Consider the following 17,008-nt stretch of genomic DNA (forward strand, 5'->3'; position numbering starts at 1 on the left):
TCCCTCACTGGATCGGCACTGTCACCTGGCAGGCATAGTAGCCTTCGCTCCAGCCAGCCGTCATCCGCGCGGCGCTGCCGAAGCGCCAGGCCAGCCGATGGCCGATGCTGTGCTGGGCATGGCCGGCCCCCCGCGCCAAGGCCAGCCCGGGCGCCTGCGGATCAGGCGCGGGATTGCGCACGCGGATCTGCAGCTCGTTGCCCTCGCACAGCAGCTGCAGCTCGATGGTGCCGCCGTCGGGCAGGCGCGAGATGCCGTGCAGCACGGCGTTTTCCACCAGCGGCTGCAGTACCAGCCTCGGCAATGGCAGGTCCCACGGCAGCGGCTCGTCGCGCTGCCAGCGCACCTGCAGGCGTTCGCCCAGGCGCAGCGATTCGATCGACAGGTAGCGCTCGGCCAGTTCGCATTCGTCGCGCAGGGTGGAATCGCCCTCGCCTGCACCGAGCGCAGCACGGAACAGATCGGACAGATCGAGCACCGCACGTTCGGCCACCGCGGGATCGCGATGCAGCAGGCTGGCGATCAGGTTCATGCTGTTGAACAGGAAGTGCGGGCGGATCCGCGCCTGCAGCGCGTCGGCCTGGGCGCGTGCATTGGCCTGCACCTGCGCGGCCCAGCGGTCGCTGACATAGAAGTAGCGCAGCGCCAGCGCGGTGATCAGCGCCGTGGTTGCTGCACTCCCAAGGGTGAAGCGCCAGAAGCTGATGCCGCTGGCGAAGCTGTCACCCAGCACCGCGTACAAGGCGTGCACGATGCCGGCACAGACCACCGCGATCAGGGTCGCCAGTGCGATGGCGGCGACCGCCCCCAGCACCTGCGGCAGCCTGGACAGCGCCTGCCGCAGCAGGCACAGGCAGGCGGTCACCGCCAACGCCAGCCATAGCGCGAATCCACTGGCCGACAGCAGTTCGCCGAAGGTCCAGTGGCGGCTGCCATCCGGGGCCAGGGCCAGCACCACCACCACCAGTTCGGCCAGGCCCAGCATCGCCGCCAGCCGCGGCAGGCGGCACAGTTCCGGCATCCATGGCGGTGTGCTGGCCGGGGACATGGCTCAGCCCGCGCCCAGGCGTTCCTGCAGCCAGTCACCCAGTGCCTGGATCTCTTCGGCACAGACCTGGTGGGCCATCGGGTAGCTGTGCCATTCCACCTCCAGGCCCAGCGCCTGCAGCGCCTGCGCGCTGTGTACGGCCACCGCCTGCGGAATCACCGGGTCGCTGCTGCCATGGGCCATGAACACCGGCACCTGCACGGCACCGTCAACACGCGTGGCGCTTTCAGCTTCGGGCAGGTAGGTGGACAGCGCGATCAGGCCGGCCAGCGGCGCGGTGCGCGACAGCGCAGCGGTCAGGATGATCGCGCCACCCTGCGAGAAGCCGGCCAGGAAGATCTTCTCCGCCGGAATGCCGCGCTCGATCTCACGCGCGATCAGCGCGTCCAGCTGCGCCACCGATTCCTGCACGCCGGCCATGTCGGCGCGCGAACGGAAGTCCATGCCGACGATGTCGTACCAGCCGCGCATCGGCACGCCGTTGTTGATCGTGATCGGCCGCACCGGTGCGTGCGGGAACACGAAGCGCAGCGCCGGCCAATGCGGCCGCACCAGCTCCGGCACGATCGGCGCGAAATCATGGCCATCGGCGCCGAGGCCGTGCAGCCAGATCACCGACCACTGCGGCGAGGCGCCGGTTTCCTGTTCCACCGTTTGCAGCATGATGCGGCTCCTTCAAGTTCGAGCCGCATTATGCCGCTGGCGCGGGGCAATCAGTACAGCGGCGGTTGCGCGGCCGCTTCCCGGCGCAGCTGCGCGGCGCGTACCAGCACCGGCGGCGGGATGTTCTCCTCGGGGATATCGAGCAGGCCAAGACGGTGCAGGAAGGCGCCGGGGCCACGCGAGGACGTCAACGCCACCACCGGGACCGCCAGCACCATGCCGATCACCACCGGCGCCATCCACGCGGCCAGCGACGGCGACACCGCCCAGGCCAGCACGCCCATGAAGGCGCCGAACACACCCAGGCCACCGTAGCCGCGGATCAGCGCCATCCACGAAATGCCGCCGTCGTCACGCTGCTGCGCATCCCAGCCGGAATCGCGGCCGGACAACACTTCGGCCACGCCCCGCGACTGCACGTACATCACCACCGGCGCCATCAGTGCGGCCAGCACGGTTTCCACCAGCATCGACACGAAGGCGCGGATCGCACCGCCGCAGCCACGGCGGTCGACCGGGTCCAGCAGCATCGCCAGGTAGCCGAGCACCTTGGGCAGCAGCAGCACCGCCATGGTGGCGGCGAACAGGCGCACCACCTGCTCTTCGTCCTGTGCGCGCCAGTACACGCTGGGCGACAGGTGCAGCAGGGCGTTGAAATCGATGCCCTCCTGGAACAGCGGGATGGCGATGCCGATCAGCATCAGCATTGCCCACATCGGCGCGGTGAAATAGTGGCCGATGCCGATCAGCATGTGCGTGCGGCTGATCCAGTGCAGGCCGCGGCTGCCGACCACCTTGCCGTGCTGCAGGTTGCCCTGGCACCAGCGACGGTCGCGCACCAGCAGGTCGGTCAGGGTCGGCGGGCCCTCTTCATAGCTGCCACCGAGGTAGGGCACCATGTGCGCGGCCCAGCCGCCACGCCGCATCAACGCCGCTTCGACGAAGTCATGGCTGAGCACGTGGCCGCCGAACGGCTTGCGCCCCGGCAGCGCCGGCAGGCCGGCGTGGTCGGCGAAGGCGCGGGTGCGGATGATGGCGTTGTGGCCCCAGTAGTTGCTCTCGGCGCCATGCCACCAGGCCACGCCACGGGCGATCACCGGCCCGTACACGCGGCCGCCGAACTGCTGCATGCGCGCGAACAGGGTACGGCCGCCGATCACCGACGGCAGGGTCTGGATCAGGCCGACGTCGGCGTTGTGCTCCATGCCGGCCACCAGGCGCACGATGCTGTCGCCGGTCATCAGGCTGTCGGCGTCGAGGATCAGCATCTGCGGGTAGGCACCGCCGAAGCGGCGGACCCAGTCGGCGATGTTGCCGGCCTTGCGCCCGCTGTTGTCACCACGGCGACGGTAGAACAGGCGGGTCTGCCCGTCCGGCACCCGCTCGCGCAGCTCGGCGAACACCTGCTCCTCGGCAGCGGCGATATCCTCGCGACGGGTATCGCTGAGCACGAAGAAATCGAAGCGGTCGAGCTGGCCGGTGGCCGCCACCGACTCGTAGATCGCCTGCAGGCCCGCCAGCAGGCGGCGCGGGTCTTCGTTGTAGGTCGGCATCAGCAGTGCGGTGCGGCTGTGCACGGTCGGCAGCGGCTTGTCCGGGTCGATGCCGAGGCGGTAGCCACGGTCGAACACGGCGGTCAGGAAGCCGGCCAGGGCGCTGGCGAAAGACAGCGCGATCCAGGCAAACAGGCCGACGAACAGTACCAGCAGACAGGCTTCAAGCACGCTGATGCCATTGGCCGACAGCACCCGCCACATCATCCGCGTGGCCACGGCGGTCATGCCGAGCGTGCCACCGAAAATGTACAGCCGGCGCAGGCCGATCAGGCGCGGCGACGTGCGGTGCCGCCGGACCTTCAGCGCGCCTTCGCGCAAGGTCTGTTCGGGCATCTGCAAGGGAGATTCAGCGGGCAGCAGCGCCCAGCCGGCATCGAGCCGGGGCGTTTCTGCTTCCGCATGGATGGTCTGCACCCCCATCGCCGCCTACTCCGCGCCGTCGGCACGGCCGGCCATCCCGGCCGGGCTGCATGCACCATGGTTCCCGGCGCGCTTTCCCGGCGCCCGCACTTGTCCTGGCTGTGTCGGCCTCAGGCCGCACAGTCGATGTCTGTCACTACCGGAACCCACACGATCTCCAACGGGGCGGAATCGAAAATGCGGCCCAGTCTAGGGCGCCGAATGTAAGCCGAGCGCGAAGGTCTACGCCGGGATTTATCCCCATTCAGCAAATAGCAGGCGATCATGCCGGGGAATGGCCAGATGTCATTACATCGCCCCCAGTACTGGATCGTAACAAACGCGAACGGTTATCATTTCATCAACCAGGCAGGTCACCGTCTTCCGCACGGCCGCGACCCACCCAGCTGCGCCGGTCCACACCGCGCGCCCGACGACCCACGGAAGGGGTGGCTGCCTGCTGTCTGCCTGCGCCTGCTGCTTCCACAGGGTCACCCCACCTCCCATGGAAGCCGTCATGTCCCCGTCGTCCCGTTCCCGTTCCGCGCGCCTGCCGCGCACCCGCCTGGCCAGCGCTCTGACCACCGCCTGCCTGCTCGCCCTGCCCGGCCTGGCCGCTGCAGAGGCCAGCGCCGATGCCTCCACCAAGGACCTGGATACCGTGGTGGTCACCGCCTCGGGCAGCCAGCAATGGATCAAGGATGCCCCGGCCAGCATCAGTGTGATCAGCCGTGAGGACATCGAGCGCCAGCCGGTGCCCGACCTGGCCACCCTGCTCAGCCGCGTGCCGGGCGTGACCGGCGGCCTCAGCGCCGTCGGCGAACAGTCCAAGATCAAGCTGCGTGGCATGCCTTCCAACTACACGCTGGTGCTGGTGGACGGCAAGCGCATGGGCAGCTCGGCCGCGACCAACTATCGCCCCGACCTCGGCCGCCAGGACCTGAACTGGATCTCGCCCGACCAGATCGAACGCATCGAAGTGGTGCGCGGCCCGATGTCGTCGCTGTACGGCTCTGACGCGATGGGCGGCGTGATCAACATCATTACCCGGCGCATCGGCGACGAATGGAATGGCAGCGCCACCCACAGCTATACCCGTCCCGGTGATGGCAAGCGCGGCGATACCCAGCAGATCGGCGCCACCATCTCCGGCCCGCTGGGCGAACGCTTCGGCCTGCGCATCGGTGCCAACAGCATGCGCCGTGATTCGGACCAGTCCAACAACGGTGTCTACGGCAATGCCTACGCCGGCGAGAAGGACCGCAATGTCGATGCGCTGCTGCAGTGGAAGCTGAGCGATGCACAGGAACTGTCGCTGGAAGCCGGCCATGGCGTGCAGCAGGCCTTCATCGATGCGTCGCTGGAAAAGCAGGACGAAGGCGCCTGGGGTGCTAGTGAGCTCAAGCGCAGTTCGCTGGCGCTCAACCATGATGGCACGTGGAGCTTCGGCACCTCCAAGCTCAGCGCGTACTGGACCGAATACAAGAACGACATCGGCGCCACCGGACGTTCCGAGGCCACCGACACGATCATCGAAGGCAGCCTGACCACGCCGTTCACGCTGGGCGTTGAACACCAGTTCGCCGTGGGTGGGCAATGGAAGCGCCAGGAGCTGACCAACACCGACACCATCGGCCGCGCGCCGATCGACTACGCCGGCAATGCCGTCAGCGGCTCCAACCTGGAAGTGGATACGTGGGCGCTGTTCGTCGAAGACGAACTGAAGTTGCACCGCACCCTGGCCCTGACCGTGGGCGCGCGCCTGGACCACCATGAGAAGTTCGGCGGCCACGTCAGCCCGCGTGCGTACCTGGTCTGGCATCCGGCCGAACAGTGGACGATCCGCGGTGGCGTCTCCAAGGGCTTCCGGGCGCCCAGCCTGACCGAGAATTCGGCCACCGCGGCCACCCAGTCCGGCGGCCGCGGCTGCACCTCGCTGATCCCGCTGGGCTATACCCGCGGCGGCTGCTACATGGCCGGCAACCCGGACCTGGATCCGGAAACCAGCACCAACCGCGAGATCGGCATCAGCTTCGACAATGACCTGATCGATGTCGGCGTGACCTACTTCCATACCGACTTCCGGAACAAGATCGAGTACGCGCCGCTGGGCCGTTTCAACGGCATCTGGTGGACGCGCATGAGCAACGTGCAGCGCGCGCGCACCAGCGGCATGGAAGGCAACTTCAATGTCCGCTTCGGCGAGCAGTGGCGCTGGCGCACCTCGGCCACGTGGATGAAGGAAGCCAAGAACCTGACCACCGGCCGCAACCTGATCGATACGCCGGAATTCTCAGGCTATTCGTCGCTGGACTGGACGCCGAACACGGTGTTCTCCAGCAGCCTGTCGGCGCAGTACACCGGCAAGCAGACCGGCACCGCCACGACCTTCCTCAAGGCCTACACGCTGTATGACCTGACCGCTGCATGGAACGTCAACGAGGTACTGACCCTGCGCGGTGGCGTCAGCAACCTGGCGGACAAGAAGCTGTATGCCGAAGGCTCCACCGACTACTTCGTGGCCGGGCGCAGCTACTTCCTGAGCATGACCGCACGGTTCTGACCGGCGGCGCGCGCCGTGATCGCGCTGGCGACATGCCAGCGCGATCGACGGTGTTGCGGGTTACTCGCTTTCCAGCGCGGCCGGTGCCGCATCCCGCGTGGCGGCCGTGCGTGCACGGTCCATCGCCACCGCCAGTTGCTGGCGTGCGAGCAGTTGTTGTGCCTGCACCACTTCAGGTGTCGGCAGGAGCACCGGTCCCGGTGCGTTTTCCGGTGTAGCAGGTGTGGTCATGCAACCTCCATGGACATCCCGCCGCCGCACGGGTCCAGCCGGGGCGGCAGCGGAACTGCGCACCCTATCCTAAAAACAAGGCGGGTGGGTGACGGTGCGGCGCCCTGCCGCAGCCCCACACCGGCCCACCCGTCACATTTTTGACGCCCGAGGCTGGTTTCCTGAACCGATCGCCCCGTATCATGTAACCGTTTTCCTACAAGGACGTATTCGTCAATGAACGCAGTCGACCTCTCCCGCTTCAGCCCGAAGTGGCAGTTCCGCTTCAACTTCTTCCAGCAGCACGGCGCTCCCAAGGAGCCGGGTTTCAAGCAGGCCTGGAAGGCGCTGTCCTTCGGCGACCGCCTGAAGGTCAACATCAACTTCTTCGCCTTCTTCTTCGGCGCCATCTACCTGTTCATCCTGGGCATGTGGCGCAAGGCGCTGGTGGTGATCGGCATCAACATCGTGCTGGTCATCGTCACCCTGTTCCTGCCGGAGATCATCGCCCGCGCATTGTTCATCGCCATGAACTTCCTGGTCGCCTCCAGCACCAACTACAGCTACTACCTGGAGCAGGTGAAGGGCAAGGCCAGCTGGAACCCGTTCGAAGGCATGTTCTAAGCCACCGCAGTCACCGGACGCGGTCCGGTGCACCAGCGAGAGCAACGATGACGCCCGGCCTTGGCCGGGCGTCATCGTTCATGCAGTGCCTCAGGCTGCGCGGCGTGACGGCACCTGCGGCTCGGCCTGCAGGCGGAAGCGCGATACCGCCACCGCCAGCTGCTCGGCCTGCTCTTCCATCGCCCGCGCGGCGGCGCTGGCTTCCTCCACCAGCGCGGCGTTCTGCTGGGTGGTTTCGTCCATCTGCACCACGGTCTGGTTGACCTGCTCGATGCCGGCCGACTGCTCGCGCGAGGCCGCCGAGATCTCGGCCATGATCTCGTTGACCCGGCCGACCTGGCCGACGATTTCCTGCATGGTGCGGCCCGCGCCGTGCACCAGCTGCGCACCGGCACCCACCTGCGCCACCGAGGCGTCGATCAGCTCCTTGATCTCCTTGGCCGCACCGGCCGAGCGCTGCGCCAGTGCGCGCACTTCGCTGGCGACCACGGCGAAGCCGCGGCCCTGCTCACCGGCGCGCGCCGCTTCCACTGCCGCGTTCAGCGCAAGGATATTGGTCTGGAAGGCGATGCCATCGATCACCGAGATGATCTCGGCGATGCGCTGCGACGACGCTTCGATCTGCTCCATGGTGTGCACCACCTGGCTGACCACCTGGCCACCTTCGCTGGCCACGCCCGCCGCGGAACCGGCCAGCGTGTTGGCCTGCAGCGCGTGATCGGCATTCTGGCGCACGGTGGACGTCAGCTCTTCCATCGACGCGGCCGTTTCTTCCAGGTTGGCGGCCTGCTGTTCGGTGCGCCGCGACAGATCGCTGTTGCCGGCGGCGATCTCGCCGGCGGCCAGGCGGATGCTGGCCGCCGACTGCTGGATCTGGCCGACGATCTGGGTCAGCTGCTGCACGGTGCTGTTGGCATCGTCGCGCATCACTGCGAACACCCCGTGGAAGTCGCCCTGCATGCGGGCGCTGAGGTCACCGGCGGCGATCGCGCGCAGCAGCGTCGACAGCGCCGCCAGGTTGTGGTCGCTGACCTGCATCATCGTGTTCAGGGTCTCCACCATGCGGCGGAAATCGTGGTCGAAGCGCAGTGCATCACCGCGCACGGCGAAATCACCGGCGGCGGCAGCGGCGGCCAGCTGCTGGATCTGCTCGTTGATCGCGGCCAGGTTGCTCTTGGTGGTCGCCATCGCGGCGGTGAACACCGCCTTCTCGCCCGGCAGCGCTTCCATGTCCACGCTGAGGTCGCCCACGGCATAACGCTGCATCACTTCAACCAGGCGCTGGGTGACCGCATTGCTGGACGCCACCAGCTGGTTGCTGTCGGCCACCATGCGGCCGTACTCGCCCGGGAACGCCGCGGCATCCATGCGGTAGCTGAGTTCACCGGCATCGTGGCGGCGCGCCATTTCGGCCTGCGCGGCCATCACCGCTTGCAGCTGGCCGCGCATGCCCTGCATCGCGTCCAGCAGGCGCCCCACTTCGTCATTGCTGCGCGCCGGCAACGTGCTGTCCAGCTTGCCGGCGGCGACGTCGCCGGCCACGCGCACCGCTTCGGCCAGCGGGCGGATCGCCAGGCGGCGCAGCAGTACATAGACACCGGCGCTGAGGGTCAGCGCGGCGATCACGCCGACCAGCAGGGTCAGCCACAGCAGCTGGCGCGCTTCGGCCACGATCACCGCATGCGGCATCACCACGCCCAGCGCGAAGCGCTGCGGGGCATCGCCCACGCGCAGCGGCACATACACGCGCACGTTGCCGGCCGCATCGGGGCTGAAGGCCTCGAACGGGCGGTCGGCGGCGATCTCGGTCAGCATGCTGCGGGTCAGTGCATCGTTACGCGGCTTGCCGATTTCGGCGGCGTTGGCCGAGGCCAGCACCACGCCCTTCGGCGACAGCAGTTCGATCCGGCCGGCCCCCATCGGCTTCAGCGTGGCCAGGTGCTTCTGCAGTGCCGCCAGCGAGAAGTCGACGGTGAATACACCGAGGAACTTGTCGTTCTCGATGATCGGCGTGCTCAGCGTACTCATCAGCACCTGCTGCCCGGCGATGTCATAGGCATAGGGCTCGCTGACCTTGGGAAGCTTGTCGCGGCTGGGCACGATGTACCAGTCACCGGAACCACTGGCAGTCTCGGTGTAGTCGGTCATCTGCGACTGCTGCGGCTTGCCGTCATGCCAGGCCCAGTAGCTCATGTAGCGGCCGGTGGCGTCGTGCGCTTCGGTGTTGACGAACGCGGCATCCTTGCCGTCGAAGGCGTCGGCCTCCCACATGGTGCTCTTGCCCAGCCATTCCGGATGGGTGCGCAGCTGCTCACCCAGCACGGCGGCCAGGCTGGCGCGATCGGGCACATCGCCACGGGCGCGCTGGGCCAGCACGGTCTCGACCATGGCGTCATTGCTGGCGAAGGCGGTGCCCAGATCGGCCGAGACCTGGCGCGCTTCGGCGGTGGCCTCGCTGGTCATGGTCTGGCGCGAAGCGCTGATCAGGCTGGCGCTGGCCTGTCGGTAGATCAGGAACGCAGTCAGGCCGAAGCACAGCAGCGCGATCGCGGCGGTGCCCAGCATCAGCTTGTGGGCGATGCTACCCGGGCGGCGGGCAGCGGCGGAGCGGGAAGAAGACATGGGAGGGTCCGCGAGGCAGTTCAGGACGACCGGCACCACGAAGGCACCGCGCAGGCGCGCGATCCGTCGCGCAGGCCACCGGCCGCCGGGGTGGTCCCGGCGCTGGAAGCGCACCGGGTTAGCGGCCGCCCGCCAACGAGGTTGAGGCGACCGGCCTGCACATTCCTGAATCTGCTCAGGGTCGGGTCAGCTACCCGCCCGTCGCGATGACCTCACTCGGCCACGCGGTCCTTGATCCACTGCGCGCGCGGCAGTACCTCGATGCTGCCGACGGCGTACTGCTGCAGCACGTCGTCCGGCCCGAAGCACGGTTGCCAGCCCAGCTCGCTGCGCAGGCGGGCACTGTCGTAGACACGGTCGATGCTCAATGGCAGCGGCCAGCCACGGCGTTCGAACTCGGCCAGCAGCTGCGGCGCGCGGCGGGCCAGCACGCTGCGCGGGTGGGTGGCCAGTTCCAGGCAGTCCTCGCGCCGGAACGGCGTCGGCGCGCAGGCGAGGTAGCGGGCGAAACGGGCGCCTTCGTCGAGCAGCAGTGCAGCATGTGCGCTGGCCACATCGCGGGCGTCGATGCCGCGATGCAGGCGGAACATCGCCATCCGTTCGGGCGGTTCCGGGAAGCACCGGCCCATGCGCAGCACGCGAACGCTGAAGCCCGGCGTGGCGGCAGCTTCAGCCAGGGTCTCGGCCTGCAGCTTGGTGCGGTGGTAGATCGTGCGCGGCAGCGGCTCGGTGTCTTCGTCGATCCAGCGGCAGCCACCGGCTACCACGGCATGGCCGTACAGCGCCGTGGTGCTGGTCAGCACGAAACGCCGTGCGCCGGCTTCGCGTGCGGCCTGCAGCAGGTGCGCGGTTGCCTCCACGTTGATCTGCTGGAACACCGCGTCCGGCACCAGGCCGACATGCGGGGCATGCAGGGCCGCGGTATGGATGACCGCGTCCACGCCCTTTACCGCGCGTGCGACGGCCTGGCGGTCGGTGACATCGGCAATGATGCGCGTGGTGGCGAACGGGCTGCGGTCCAGCCCCACCACTTCGTGGGCGGCCGCCAATGCACCGAAGATCGCGCGCCCGATGCGCCCGGAACTGCCGGTCAACAGAATCTTCATTGAGTCCATTCACTCGAAGCGCCCGGGAACTACCGGGATGCCTCGATTCTAGGCATGCATTCGCGCATCTGCGATAGGACAGCCATGCAATCGTGCGTTCATCTTGACGACTTCGCAGGCGCCAGCAGTTGCCGCGCGATGAACAGCGGATCGTCGCCGCCGGCCACATCAGGCCTCACGCCGGTGCCTTCCCAGTTGCCACCGGTGCGCAGATTGATGGGTTGCCGGTCGGGAATGCTGATCTGATAGCCATCGGGCAGCAGCACAGGATCACCAAACATATGCGCTGCGCCGCCACTGCGCGTGCCGACAATCCGCGCGCGACCCAAGGCCTGCAGCGAGTAGGCGACGAACTCGGCGGCCGAACCGGTGCGGCGGTCGATCAGCACCACCAGCGGTTTCAGGTAGGCGGGCAGGCTCGCCGGCGGCAGCGGTACCGGCGTGCGCCGGCCGCGCTGGTCCAGCTGCTGCACCGTGCCGATCTTCGCGTCCAGCAGCGTGCGTACCAGCAGATCGGCACTTGCATCGTCGCCGCCGCCGTTCTGGCGCAGGTCCAGCACCAGGCCATCGGTGTCGGCCAGCAGCATGAAGGCCGCAGCAAGCTTCGGCCGCGCCAGATCCAGCGGATAGATGGTACTCAACCGCAGGTAGCCAACGTTGCCCTCCAGCACCCGCACCTCGCGCACGCCGGCGCCGTTGCTGCGGGCATCGGCGCGCCAGGCCATCAACCAGTCGTCCTGGCCGGCCGCCGCGTCCACGCGTTCAACGTGGAAGTGGCCATCGAACATGTCCAGGTCCTGGTTCAGGCGTGCGCTGAACGCAGCAGGATCCGAGCAGCTGTCCGCATAGCGCTGCTGCGTCGACCAGCTGCGCAGGGCGTCGGCGATGCGGGCGCCCTCCGCCTCGTCCAGGTACTGCGCCTGCACGGCGCTGGCGGCCGCCTGCAGGACCCCGTCCTGCGCGGGGCAGGCCGCCGCCAGCAACGCGCCGAGCATCCAGGAGACCGCCATCATCCACCCCGCATTGAAGATATATAAGTGCTTATATATCATCCCGGTCATGGATCTCCAACACGCCACGCTGGGTACCCTGCTGCGCGCCCTGCTCGACCAGCTGGACCCGGCCGTCGAGCAGGCCTACCAGGACCTGCACCTGGACTACCGGCCGCGCTACACGCCGGTGCTGCGCACGCTGATGGCGCAGGGCCCCTGCCGGATCAAGGACCTCGCGCTGGCCTGCGGGCTCAGCCATTCTGCGCTCAGCCAGACCGTGGCGGCGATGGTGCGCGATGGTTGGCTGCACACTGCCAACGGTGACGACGGGCGCGAACGCATCCTGCAGTTGAGCCCACGCGCGCAGCGCGCGACGCCTGTGCTGCAGGCGCAATGGCAGGCCACCGCAGTGGCGGCACGCAGCCTCGATGCCGATCTGGGCCAGTCGCTGGAGCAGGTGCTGCGCGAAGCACTGGTGGCGCTCGAACAACGGCCCTTCGCACAGCGCCTGCAGGACGCCCGCCGTCGCTGAAGCGCTACTGCTCTGCGGCCATCTCGATCTCGCTGAGGAAGGTCCAGCTGCCGTTGGCCACGCGCAGCTCCAGCGTGCGGCACTGCGCGGCCAGGGGAACTGCATTGCCGAGCACGTACTCCTCTTCGGTCGAGCCCATCACGCCGGACTGGGTGAAGGGTGCCGACAGCGTGCCGATCGGGACGGCGGCAGTTCCCGGCTCGGCGCACATCACCTGCACCGACGTCGGCGTGACGATGCCCCAGGCCGGGCGGGTCATCGTGTGCAGGCCGATCCAGTCGACCCGTCGGCGCTGGCCGAGGTCGATGGTGATGCTGACGTTGCCGTGCACGCCTACCCAGCCCGCGTCCATCGGATTGCGCGGGTCGCCTACACGGCGGTCGAACAACTCATGGCCGCTGCTGTCGGGATAGCTGGCTGCCGGCGCCACGCTGTAGCGATAGGTGGTCTGCACCGGATCGACGAGGTACGAGGCACCCAACCCGTACAACCCGCGATAGGTGTTCATCATCCGCGGCGCCTCGCCGTAGCCCTGGCCGGGGCCGACCACTTCGGACATGTGGTACTGGTTGAGCCAGGCAACGCGCTTGCCAGCCGAACGCGCACTCCACAACTGCTGGTTGATGCGCTGCACCGACGCCGACCGGTATGCACCGGACAGGCCGTTGCCGGTGTCCAGGAACAGCGGGCTGCCATGGTTGAACAGCTCGATGTCGGCCCACACGGCGCTGGCGCCCAGCTGCGCCGACAACGCCTGGTAGTACTGCTCGGTGGAGTAGCCCGGTCGATCCCACTGGAACAGTTTCGCGTGCGACGCCGCGCCGATGCCGTCCTGCCAGATCTGCACGTCGACCCCCGTGGCGGTGCGGAACCGCGCTGCAGCGCTGGCCACACTGGCCGGGTCGACGCTGGACGACGCCAGATAGGGCGCCACCATCACCGGCCTGGACGGCGTCGCCGCTTTCAGTGTGGAGACGATCGCGCGGTAGAAGGACGCACGATCGGCCGGCACCTGCGCGGGCTCATCGGTGATGTACCAGCCGCCGAATGCCGGATGCGCTGCGTAGTGCTGGGCCAGCAGCGCCATTGACTGTGCTGCATCCTGCGCCACCGCTGCGGCGTTCGCCCCCTGCCAGAACGTCGCGCACTGGCCCGAACTGTAGGTGGTGCCGACCACGACCTTCATCCCGCGCGCCGCGGCGGCGTCCAGTACCGTTCCCAGCTTGGCCGGGAAGCCGGCGATCCATTCGAAATCCTGCGCGCTGCTGGCGCAGCCCGCGCCGGCACGCGTGGCGCGGGTCTGGCCGATGATGAGCGTGTCGTTGCCCAGGTCCTGCAGTTCATCGAGGAACATCGGCAACTGTGCCGCCGGCAACTGCTCATCGGTGGACGAGTAACCGAAGTGGACGAAACTACCGCTCAGCAATACGTTGTCCGCATGGGCCGGCGCAGCGCAGGCCAGCAGTGCGAGCCATCCGAATCTGTTCATGGTGTCCTTTCCTGTCTGGGTTGCCATCCGGCATGCCGGCCCATCCTAGCCAAGCCGCGCCCGCCTCGCAGCAGCGTAGCTGCGCCGTGAAAGGCAGTGCGGTGTGGCGTGAAGCCCGCGCCGCCGGCGCGGACACTCCCTTAGCCGGGCACGCGCAAGGATGAGCTTCCCTTCCATGCACCGGGAGCCTTCACATGGCTGACCAGCATCACGGCACCTCCCATCGCGGCTTCGCTTCGATGGACCAGGACAAGCAGCGCGCGATCGCCGCAAAGGGTGGACGCGCCGCGCATGCGTCCGGCAATGCACATGAGTTCAGCCCGGCCGAGGCACGCGTGGCAGGCCGCAAGGGCGGCGAGGCGATCAGCCGCAATCGCCAGCACATGGCAGCGATCGGCCGCGAAGGCGGGCACGCTCGCCATGCCAATGCACGGCAGCAGCAACAGCAGCCAGCGGCCGAACCCACGCCAACGACGGAGGGGCCGCAACGCCAGCAGGGCTGACTGCGGCGCGCTCAAGCGCGCTGGCGCTGGCGGTGCAGACCCAGCGCCGCCAGCAGGGCCAGCACGCCGGCGACGGCCATCGCCCAGCCGAAACCGCTGGCCATGGCGCCGCGGTACCAGGCCAGCGTCTGCGCCCCTGGCAGCAATGACGACGGCTGCAGAATCAGCGCGCGCGCCTGTGCGGCCACTGCGGGTTGCCCTGCCGCCTGCGCGGCCGCAGCGAACTGTCGCACCGCGCGCAGGCCCATCAGGCTGCCCAGCAGTGCAATGCCCAGGCTCACGCCCGCCTGGCGCAGCGCGTTCATCGTGGCCGACGCAATGCCAGCCCGCTCCACGGGGACACAGGCCATCACCGCCATACCGGTCGCCGGCACCGCCAGGCCCATGCCAACGCCGAGCAGCATCAGCAGGGCGCTGGCGTGGCCACGTCCCGTGCCCGGCGCAAACGTGGCGATCGCACACAGGGCCACGCCGGTCAGTACATACCCCGACACCAGCGCGGTATGCAGCCCGATGCGTGCCACCAGACGGCCGAACAACAATGACACCACGCCCATCAGCAGGAACTGCGGTACCAGCTGCGAGCCCGCCTGCGCCGCATCGTGGCCCTGCGCCTGCTGGAAGAACAGCGACAGGAAGAACAGGCTGGCATAGGCGGTGAATCCAAGGACGAACGAGGCCAGGTTGAGCATGCCAAAGCCAGGCATCGCCAACAGGTCCAGCGGCAGCAGCGGCCGCATCACGCGACGCTCGACCGACGCAAACAGCGCCAGGCCCAATACCGCGATGCCGAGTGCCAGCAGCGTCGCAAGCGCCAGCGGCCCGTGCTCGCCGATCGCGATCAGGCCATAGCTGAGCGCACCCAGCGCGACAATGCTGAGCAGCTGCCCGACCGGGTCCAGCGCGGCGTGCTGCGGATGCCGCCGCTCCGGAATGCCCCAGGCCCCGAACGCCAATGCAAGCAGGCCCAGCGGCAGGTTGATCAGGAAGATGCTGGGCCAACCGGCGCGCTGCACCAGTTCACCGCCCAGCAGCGGCCCCAGCACCAGCGCCAGCGCGCTGAACGCCGACCAGCCACCGATCGCGCGTGCACGCGGGCGTGCTTCGGGAAATGCATGGCTGAGGATCGGCATCGCACTGGGAATCAGCAGGGCACCGGCCACACCCTGCACCGCCCGCCCCGCCACCAGTGCCGGCAGGCTGCCAGCGCAGGCACACAGCAGCGAGCCTGCGATGAAGGTCGCCACGCTGAGCAACCACATGCGGCGGTGGCCGTAGCGGTCACCCAGTGGTCCCGCCGACAGCATCACCGCCGACAGGGCGATGGCATAGGCATTGATCACCCACTGCAGTCCCGCCATGTCGGTGTGCAGTGCCTGCTGCAGTGTCGGCAGCGCGACGTTGACGATGCTGATGTCCAGCGAAGCAAGGAAGGTGCCCAGATAGGCCGCCAGCACCAAAGCCGGCCGTCGGAAGCGTTGCATGTACAGATCCCGGGGGAGGATGTGGGCGCATGGTAGTTGACTGACTGACCGTCGGTCAATGACTGGCGGTCAGTCAATGCGGGAGGACGGCTAGAATGAGCACCGTCGCACCCGGACCCCGCCCCATGCAGATCCCCGCTGCCGCCAGGCCCCGTACCAAACCCGCTGAAACCCGCCAGGAAGAGCTGATGGACGCCGCGCAGGCGCTGTTCCTGTCACAGGGCGTGGAAGCGACCACCATCAGCGACATCGTGGCCGCCGCCGACGTGGCCAAGGGCACGTTCTATACCTACTTCGCCTCGCGCACCGAGATCCTGCAGGCGCTGGCACTGCGCTACACGCAACAGTTCATGGCCGAGGTCGACCACGCCGTGCAGCAGCAGCCTGCCCACGATGGCGTGGCGCGCCTGCGCGCCTGGATCCGCGCCAACATCGTGACCTACGTCCGCACGCACGCGCTGCACGACGTCGTGTATGCCAACCATCACCACCACCAGCGCGGCAATGCCGAGCGCAACGCGATCCAGCAGCAGTTGCTCGGCATCCTCGAAGCAGGTGTCAACGCGGGCCTTTGGCAGCTGCCGGCACCGCAGGTCACAGCCTCGCTGATCTATGCCGGCGTGCACGGCGCCACCGACGATCTGATCGCTGCACCAGCACAGGACGCCGACACCTTCATTGCGGCGGTGGTGGCCGATTGCCTGCGCATGGTCGGCGTGTCGCCGGCCCCGAAGCGTGGCGGCACGCGGCGCTGAAGCGCTGGCCGTCGCTCAGGCGTGGGCGAGGATGTTCAACAACCGACCAAACGGGTCGCGGACGAAGAAGCGCCGCACGCCCCAAGGCTCGTCGGCCGGGCCATATTCCAGCCCGATGCCGGCCGCGCGCATGCGCTCCAGCACCTCCTGCAGGTTGTCCACTTCGATCGACAGGTCCGGCACCGGTGTGCCGGAACCCCCTTCGCTGGCGAAGCTGACCTGCGCCAGCGCACTGCCCTGCCCGCCATGGGTGACGATCCAGCCATGGTCCATCACCACCGGCATGCCAAGCAGTTCGCCGTAGAACGCAGCGGCACGCACGGGGTCGGGGGTGGCGATGTTGGCGACGACGCGCTTGACGGCCATGTTCCATTCCACCATGAAGAATGCGTCGAGAGTGCCCGACCCTGCGCGCAAACAGAAGAGCCCCGTCACCGACGGGGCCCGTCATCAGCCGATCAT

15 protein-coding genes are annotated in these 17,008 nt (G+C 68.1%); 5 read left to right on the forward strand and 10 right to left on the reverse strand.

All coding sequences use genetic code 11. From position 1 onward, the window contains the following. Positions 1 to 4: 4 nt before the first annotated feature. From ACUZUJ_RS19310 to mdoH, 3 genes are read right to left on the reverse strand one after another with little or no spacing between them, the layout of a single operon-like run. On the reverse strand, positions 5 to 1,048 hold the full coding sequence (locus ACUZUJ_RS19310; RefSeq protein WP_049443311.1) for a sensor histidine kinase: 1,044 nt from the start codon (positions 1,046 to 1,048) through the stop codon (positions 5 to 7). A 3-nt stretch (positions 1,049 to 1,051) separates the two neighbouring features. Then, on the reverse strand, positions 1,052 to 1,711 hold the full coding sequence (locus ACUZUJ_RS19315) for an alpha/beta hydrolase (protein WP_101766126.1): 660 nt from the start codon (positions 1,709 to 1,711) through the stop codon (positions 1,052 to 1,054). Positions 1,712 to 1,761: 50 nt separating this feature from the next. After that, a complete protein-coding gene (mdoH, locus tag ACUZUJ_RS19320; protein WP_135968321.1) occupies positions 1,762 to 3,687 on the reverse strand; it encodes a glucans biosynthesis glucosyltransferase MdoH in 1,926 nt (641 codons plus the stop codon). A gap of 496 nt (positions 3,688 to 4,183) precedes the next feature. Between mdoH and ACUZUJ_RS19325 the strand changes: the two genes are divergently transcribed. Beyond that, positions 4,184 to 6,229: a TonB-dependent receptor domain-containing protein gene (locus tag ACUZUJ_RS19325; RefSeq protein WP_458220784.1), complete on the forward strand. Its 2,046-nt coding sequence runs from the start codon at positions 4,184 to 4,186 to the stop codon at positions 6,227 to 6,229. A gap of 60 nt (positions 6,230 to 6,289) precedes the next feature. On the opposite strand, the gene ACUZUJ_RS19330 is transcribed toward ACUZUJ_RS19325, so the two are convergent. Next, the gene (locus tag ACUZUJ_RS19330; RefSeq protein WP_005419553.1) at positions 6,290 to 6,460 is read right to left on the reverse strand and encodes a hypothetical protein; all 171 of its coding nucleotides are present in this window, start codon (positions 6,458 to 6,460) and stop codon (positions 6,290 to 6,292) included. A 216-nt stretch (positions 6,461 to 6,676) separates the two neighbouring features. Between ACUZUJ_RS19330 and ACUZUJ_RS19335 the strand changes: the two genes are divergently transcribed. After that, positions 6,677 to 7,063: a DUF2628 domain-containing protein gene (locus ACUZUJ_RS19335; RefSeq protein ID WP_049443308.1), complete on the forward strand. Its 387-nt coding sequence runs from the start codon at positions 6,677 to 6,679 to the stop codon at positions 7,061 to 7,063. Between the two features lie 90 nt (positions 7,064 to 7,153). Here ACUZUJ_RS19335 and ACUZUJ_RS19340 read toward each other — a convergent pair whose 3' ends face one another. The 3 genes from ACUZUJ_RS19340 to ACUZUJ_RS19350 all read right to left on the reverse strand — a co-directional run bounded on the left by ACUZUJ_RS19340 (position 7,154) and on the right by ACUZUJ_RS19350 (position 11,801). Further along, on the reverse strand, positions 7,154 to 9,685 hold the full coding sequence (locus tag ACUZUJ_RS19340; RefSeq protein ID WP_101766129.1) for a methyl-accepting chemotaxis protein: 2,532 nt from the start codon (positions 9,683 to 9,685) through the stop codon (positions 7,154 to 7,156). Positions 9,686 to 9,897: 212 nt separating this feature from the next. After that, positions 9,898 to 10,791: an NAD-dependent epimerase/dehydratase family protein gene (locus ACUZUJ_RS19345; protein WP_014038589.1), complete on the reverse strand. Its 894-nt coding sequence runs from the start codon at positions 10,789 to 10,791 to the stop codon at positions 9,898 to 9,900. Positions 10,792 to 10,889: 98 nt separating this feature from the next. Further along, a complete protein-coding gene (locus ACUZUJ_RS19350) occupies positions 10,890 to 11,801 on the reverse strand; it encodes a S41 family peptidase (RefSeq protein ID WP_458220794.1) in 912 nt (303 codons plus the stop codon). 49 nt (positions 11,802 to 11,850) lie between these two features. On the opposite strand from ACUZUJ_RS19350, the gene ACUZUJ_RS19355 reads away from it, so the two are divergent. Then, positions 11,851 to 12,315, forward strand: coding sequence for a MarR family winged helix-turn-helix transcriptional regulator (locus tag ACUZUJ_RS19355; protein WP_458220785.1), 465 nt, complete (start codon positions 11,851 to 11,853; stop codon positions 12,313 to 12,315). 4 nt (positions 12,316 to 12,319) lie between these two features. Here the strand turns inward: ACUZUJ_RS19355 and ACUZUJ_RS19360 are convergent, their stop codons facing one another. Next, complete coding sequence (locus ACUZUJ_RS19360) at positions 12,320 to 13,804, reverse strand: DUF4434 domain-containing protein (protein ID WP_458220786.1); 1,485 nt, start codon at positions 13,802 to 13,804, stop codon at positions 12,320 to 12,322. Between the two features lie 194 nt (positions 13,805 to 13,998). Between ACUZUJ_RS19360 and ACUZUJ_RS19365 the strand changes: the two genes are divergently transcribed. After that, entirely contained in the window at positions 13,999 to 14,307 is a 309-nt protein-coding gene (locus ACUZUJ_RS19365) for a KGG domain-containing protein (RefSeq protein ID WP_188486155.1), read from the forward strand. Between the two features lie 11 nt (positions 14,308 to 14,318). Here the strand turns inward: ACUZUJ_RS19365 and ACUZUJ_RS19370 are convergent, their stop codons facing one another. Further along, positions 14,319 to 15,791 (reverse strand): MFS transporter, encoded by a 1,473-nt coding sequence (locus ACUZUJ_RS19370; protein WP_458220787.1) that lies wholly within the window; start codon positions 15,789 to 15,791, stop codon positions 14,319 to 14,321. A gap of 125 nt (positions 15,792 to 15,916) precedes the next feature. Between ACUZUJ_RS19370 and ACUZUJ_RS19375 the strand changes: the two genes are divergently transcribed. Next, positions 15,917 to 16,546 carry a TetR/AcrR family transcriptional regulator gene (locus ACUZUJ_RS19375; protein ID WP_049443302.1) on the forward strand — a complete coding sequence of 210 codons (630 nt, stop codon included), beginning with the start codon at positions 15,917 to 15,919 and terminating at the stop codon, positions 16,544 to 16,546. 15 nt (positions 16,547 to 16,561) lie between these two features. On the opposite strand, the gene ACUZUJ_RS19380 is transcribed toward ACUZUJ_RS19375, so the two are convergent. Continuing rightward, positions 16,562 to 16,912, reverse strand: coding sequence for a VOC family protein (locus ACUZUJ_RS19380; protein WP_049443329.1), 351 nt, complete (start codon positions 16,910 to 16,912; stop codon positions 16,562 to 16,564). Positions 16,913 to 17,008: the final 96 nt, after the last annotated feature.

This window comes from Stenotrophomonas sp. S4, assembly GCF_054187805.2.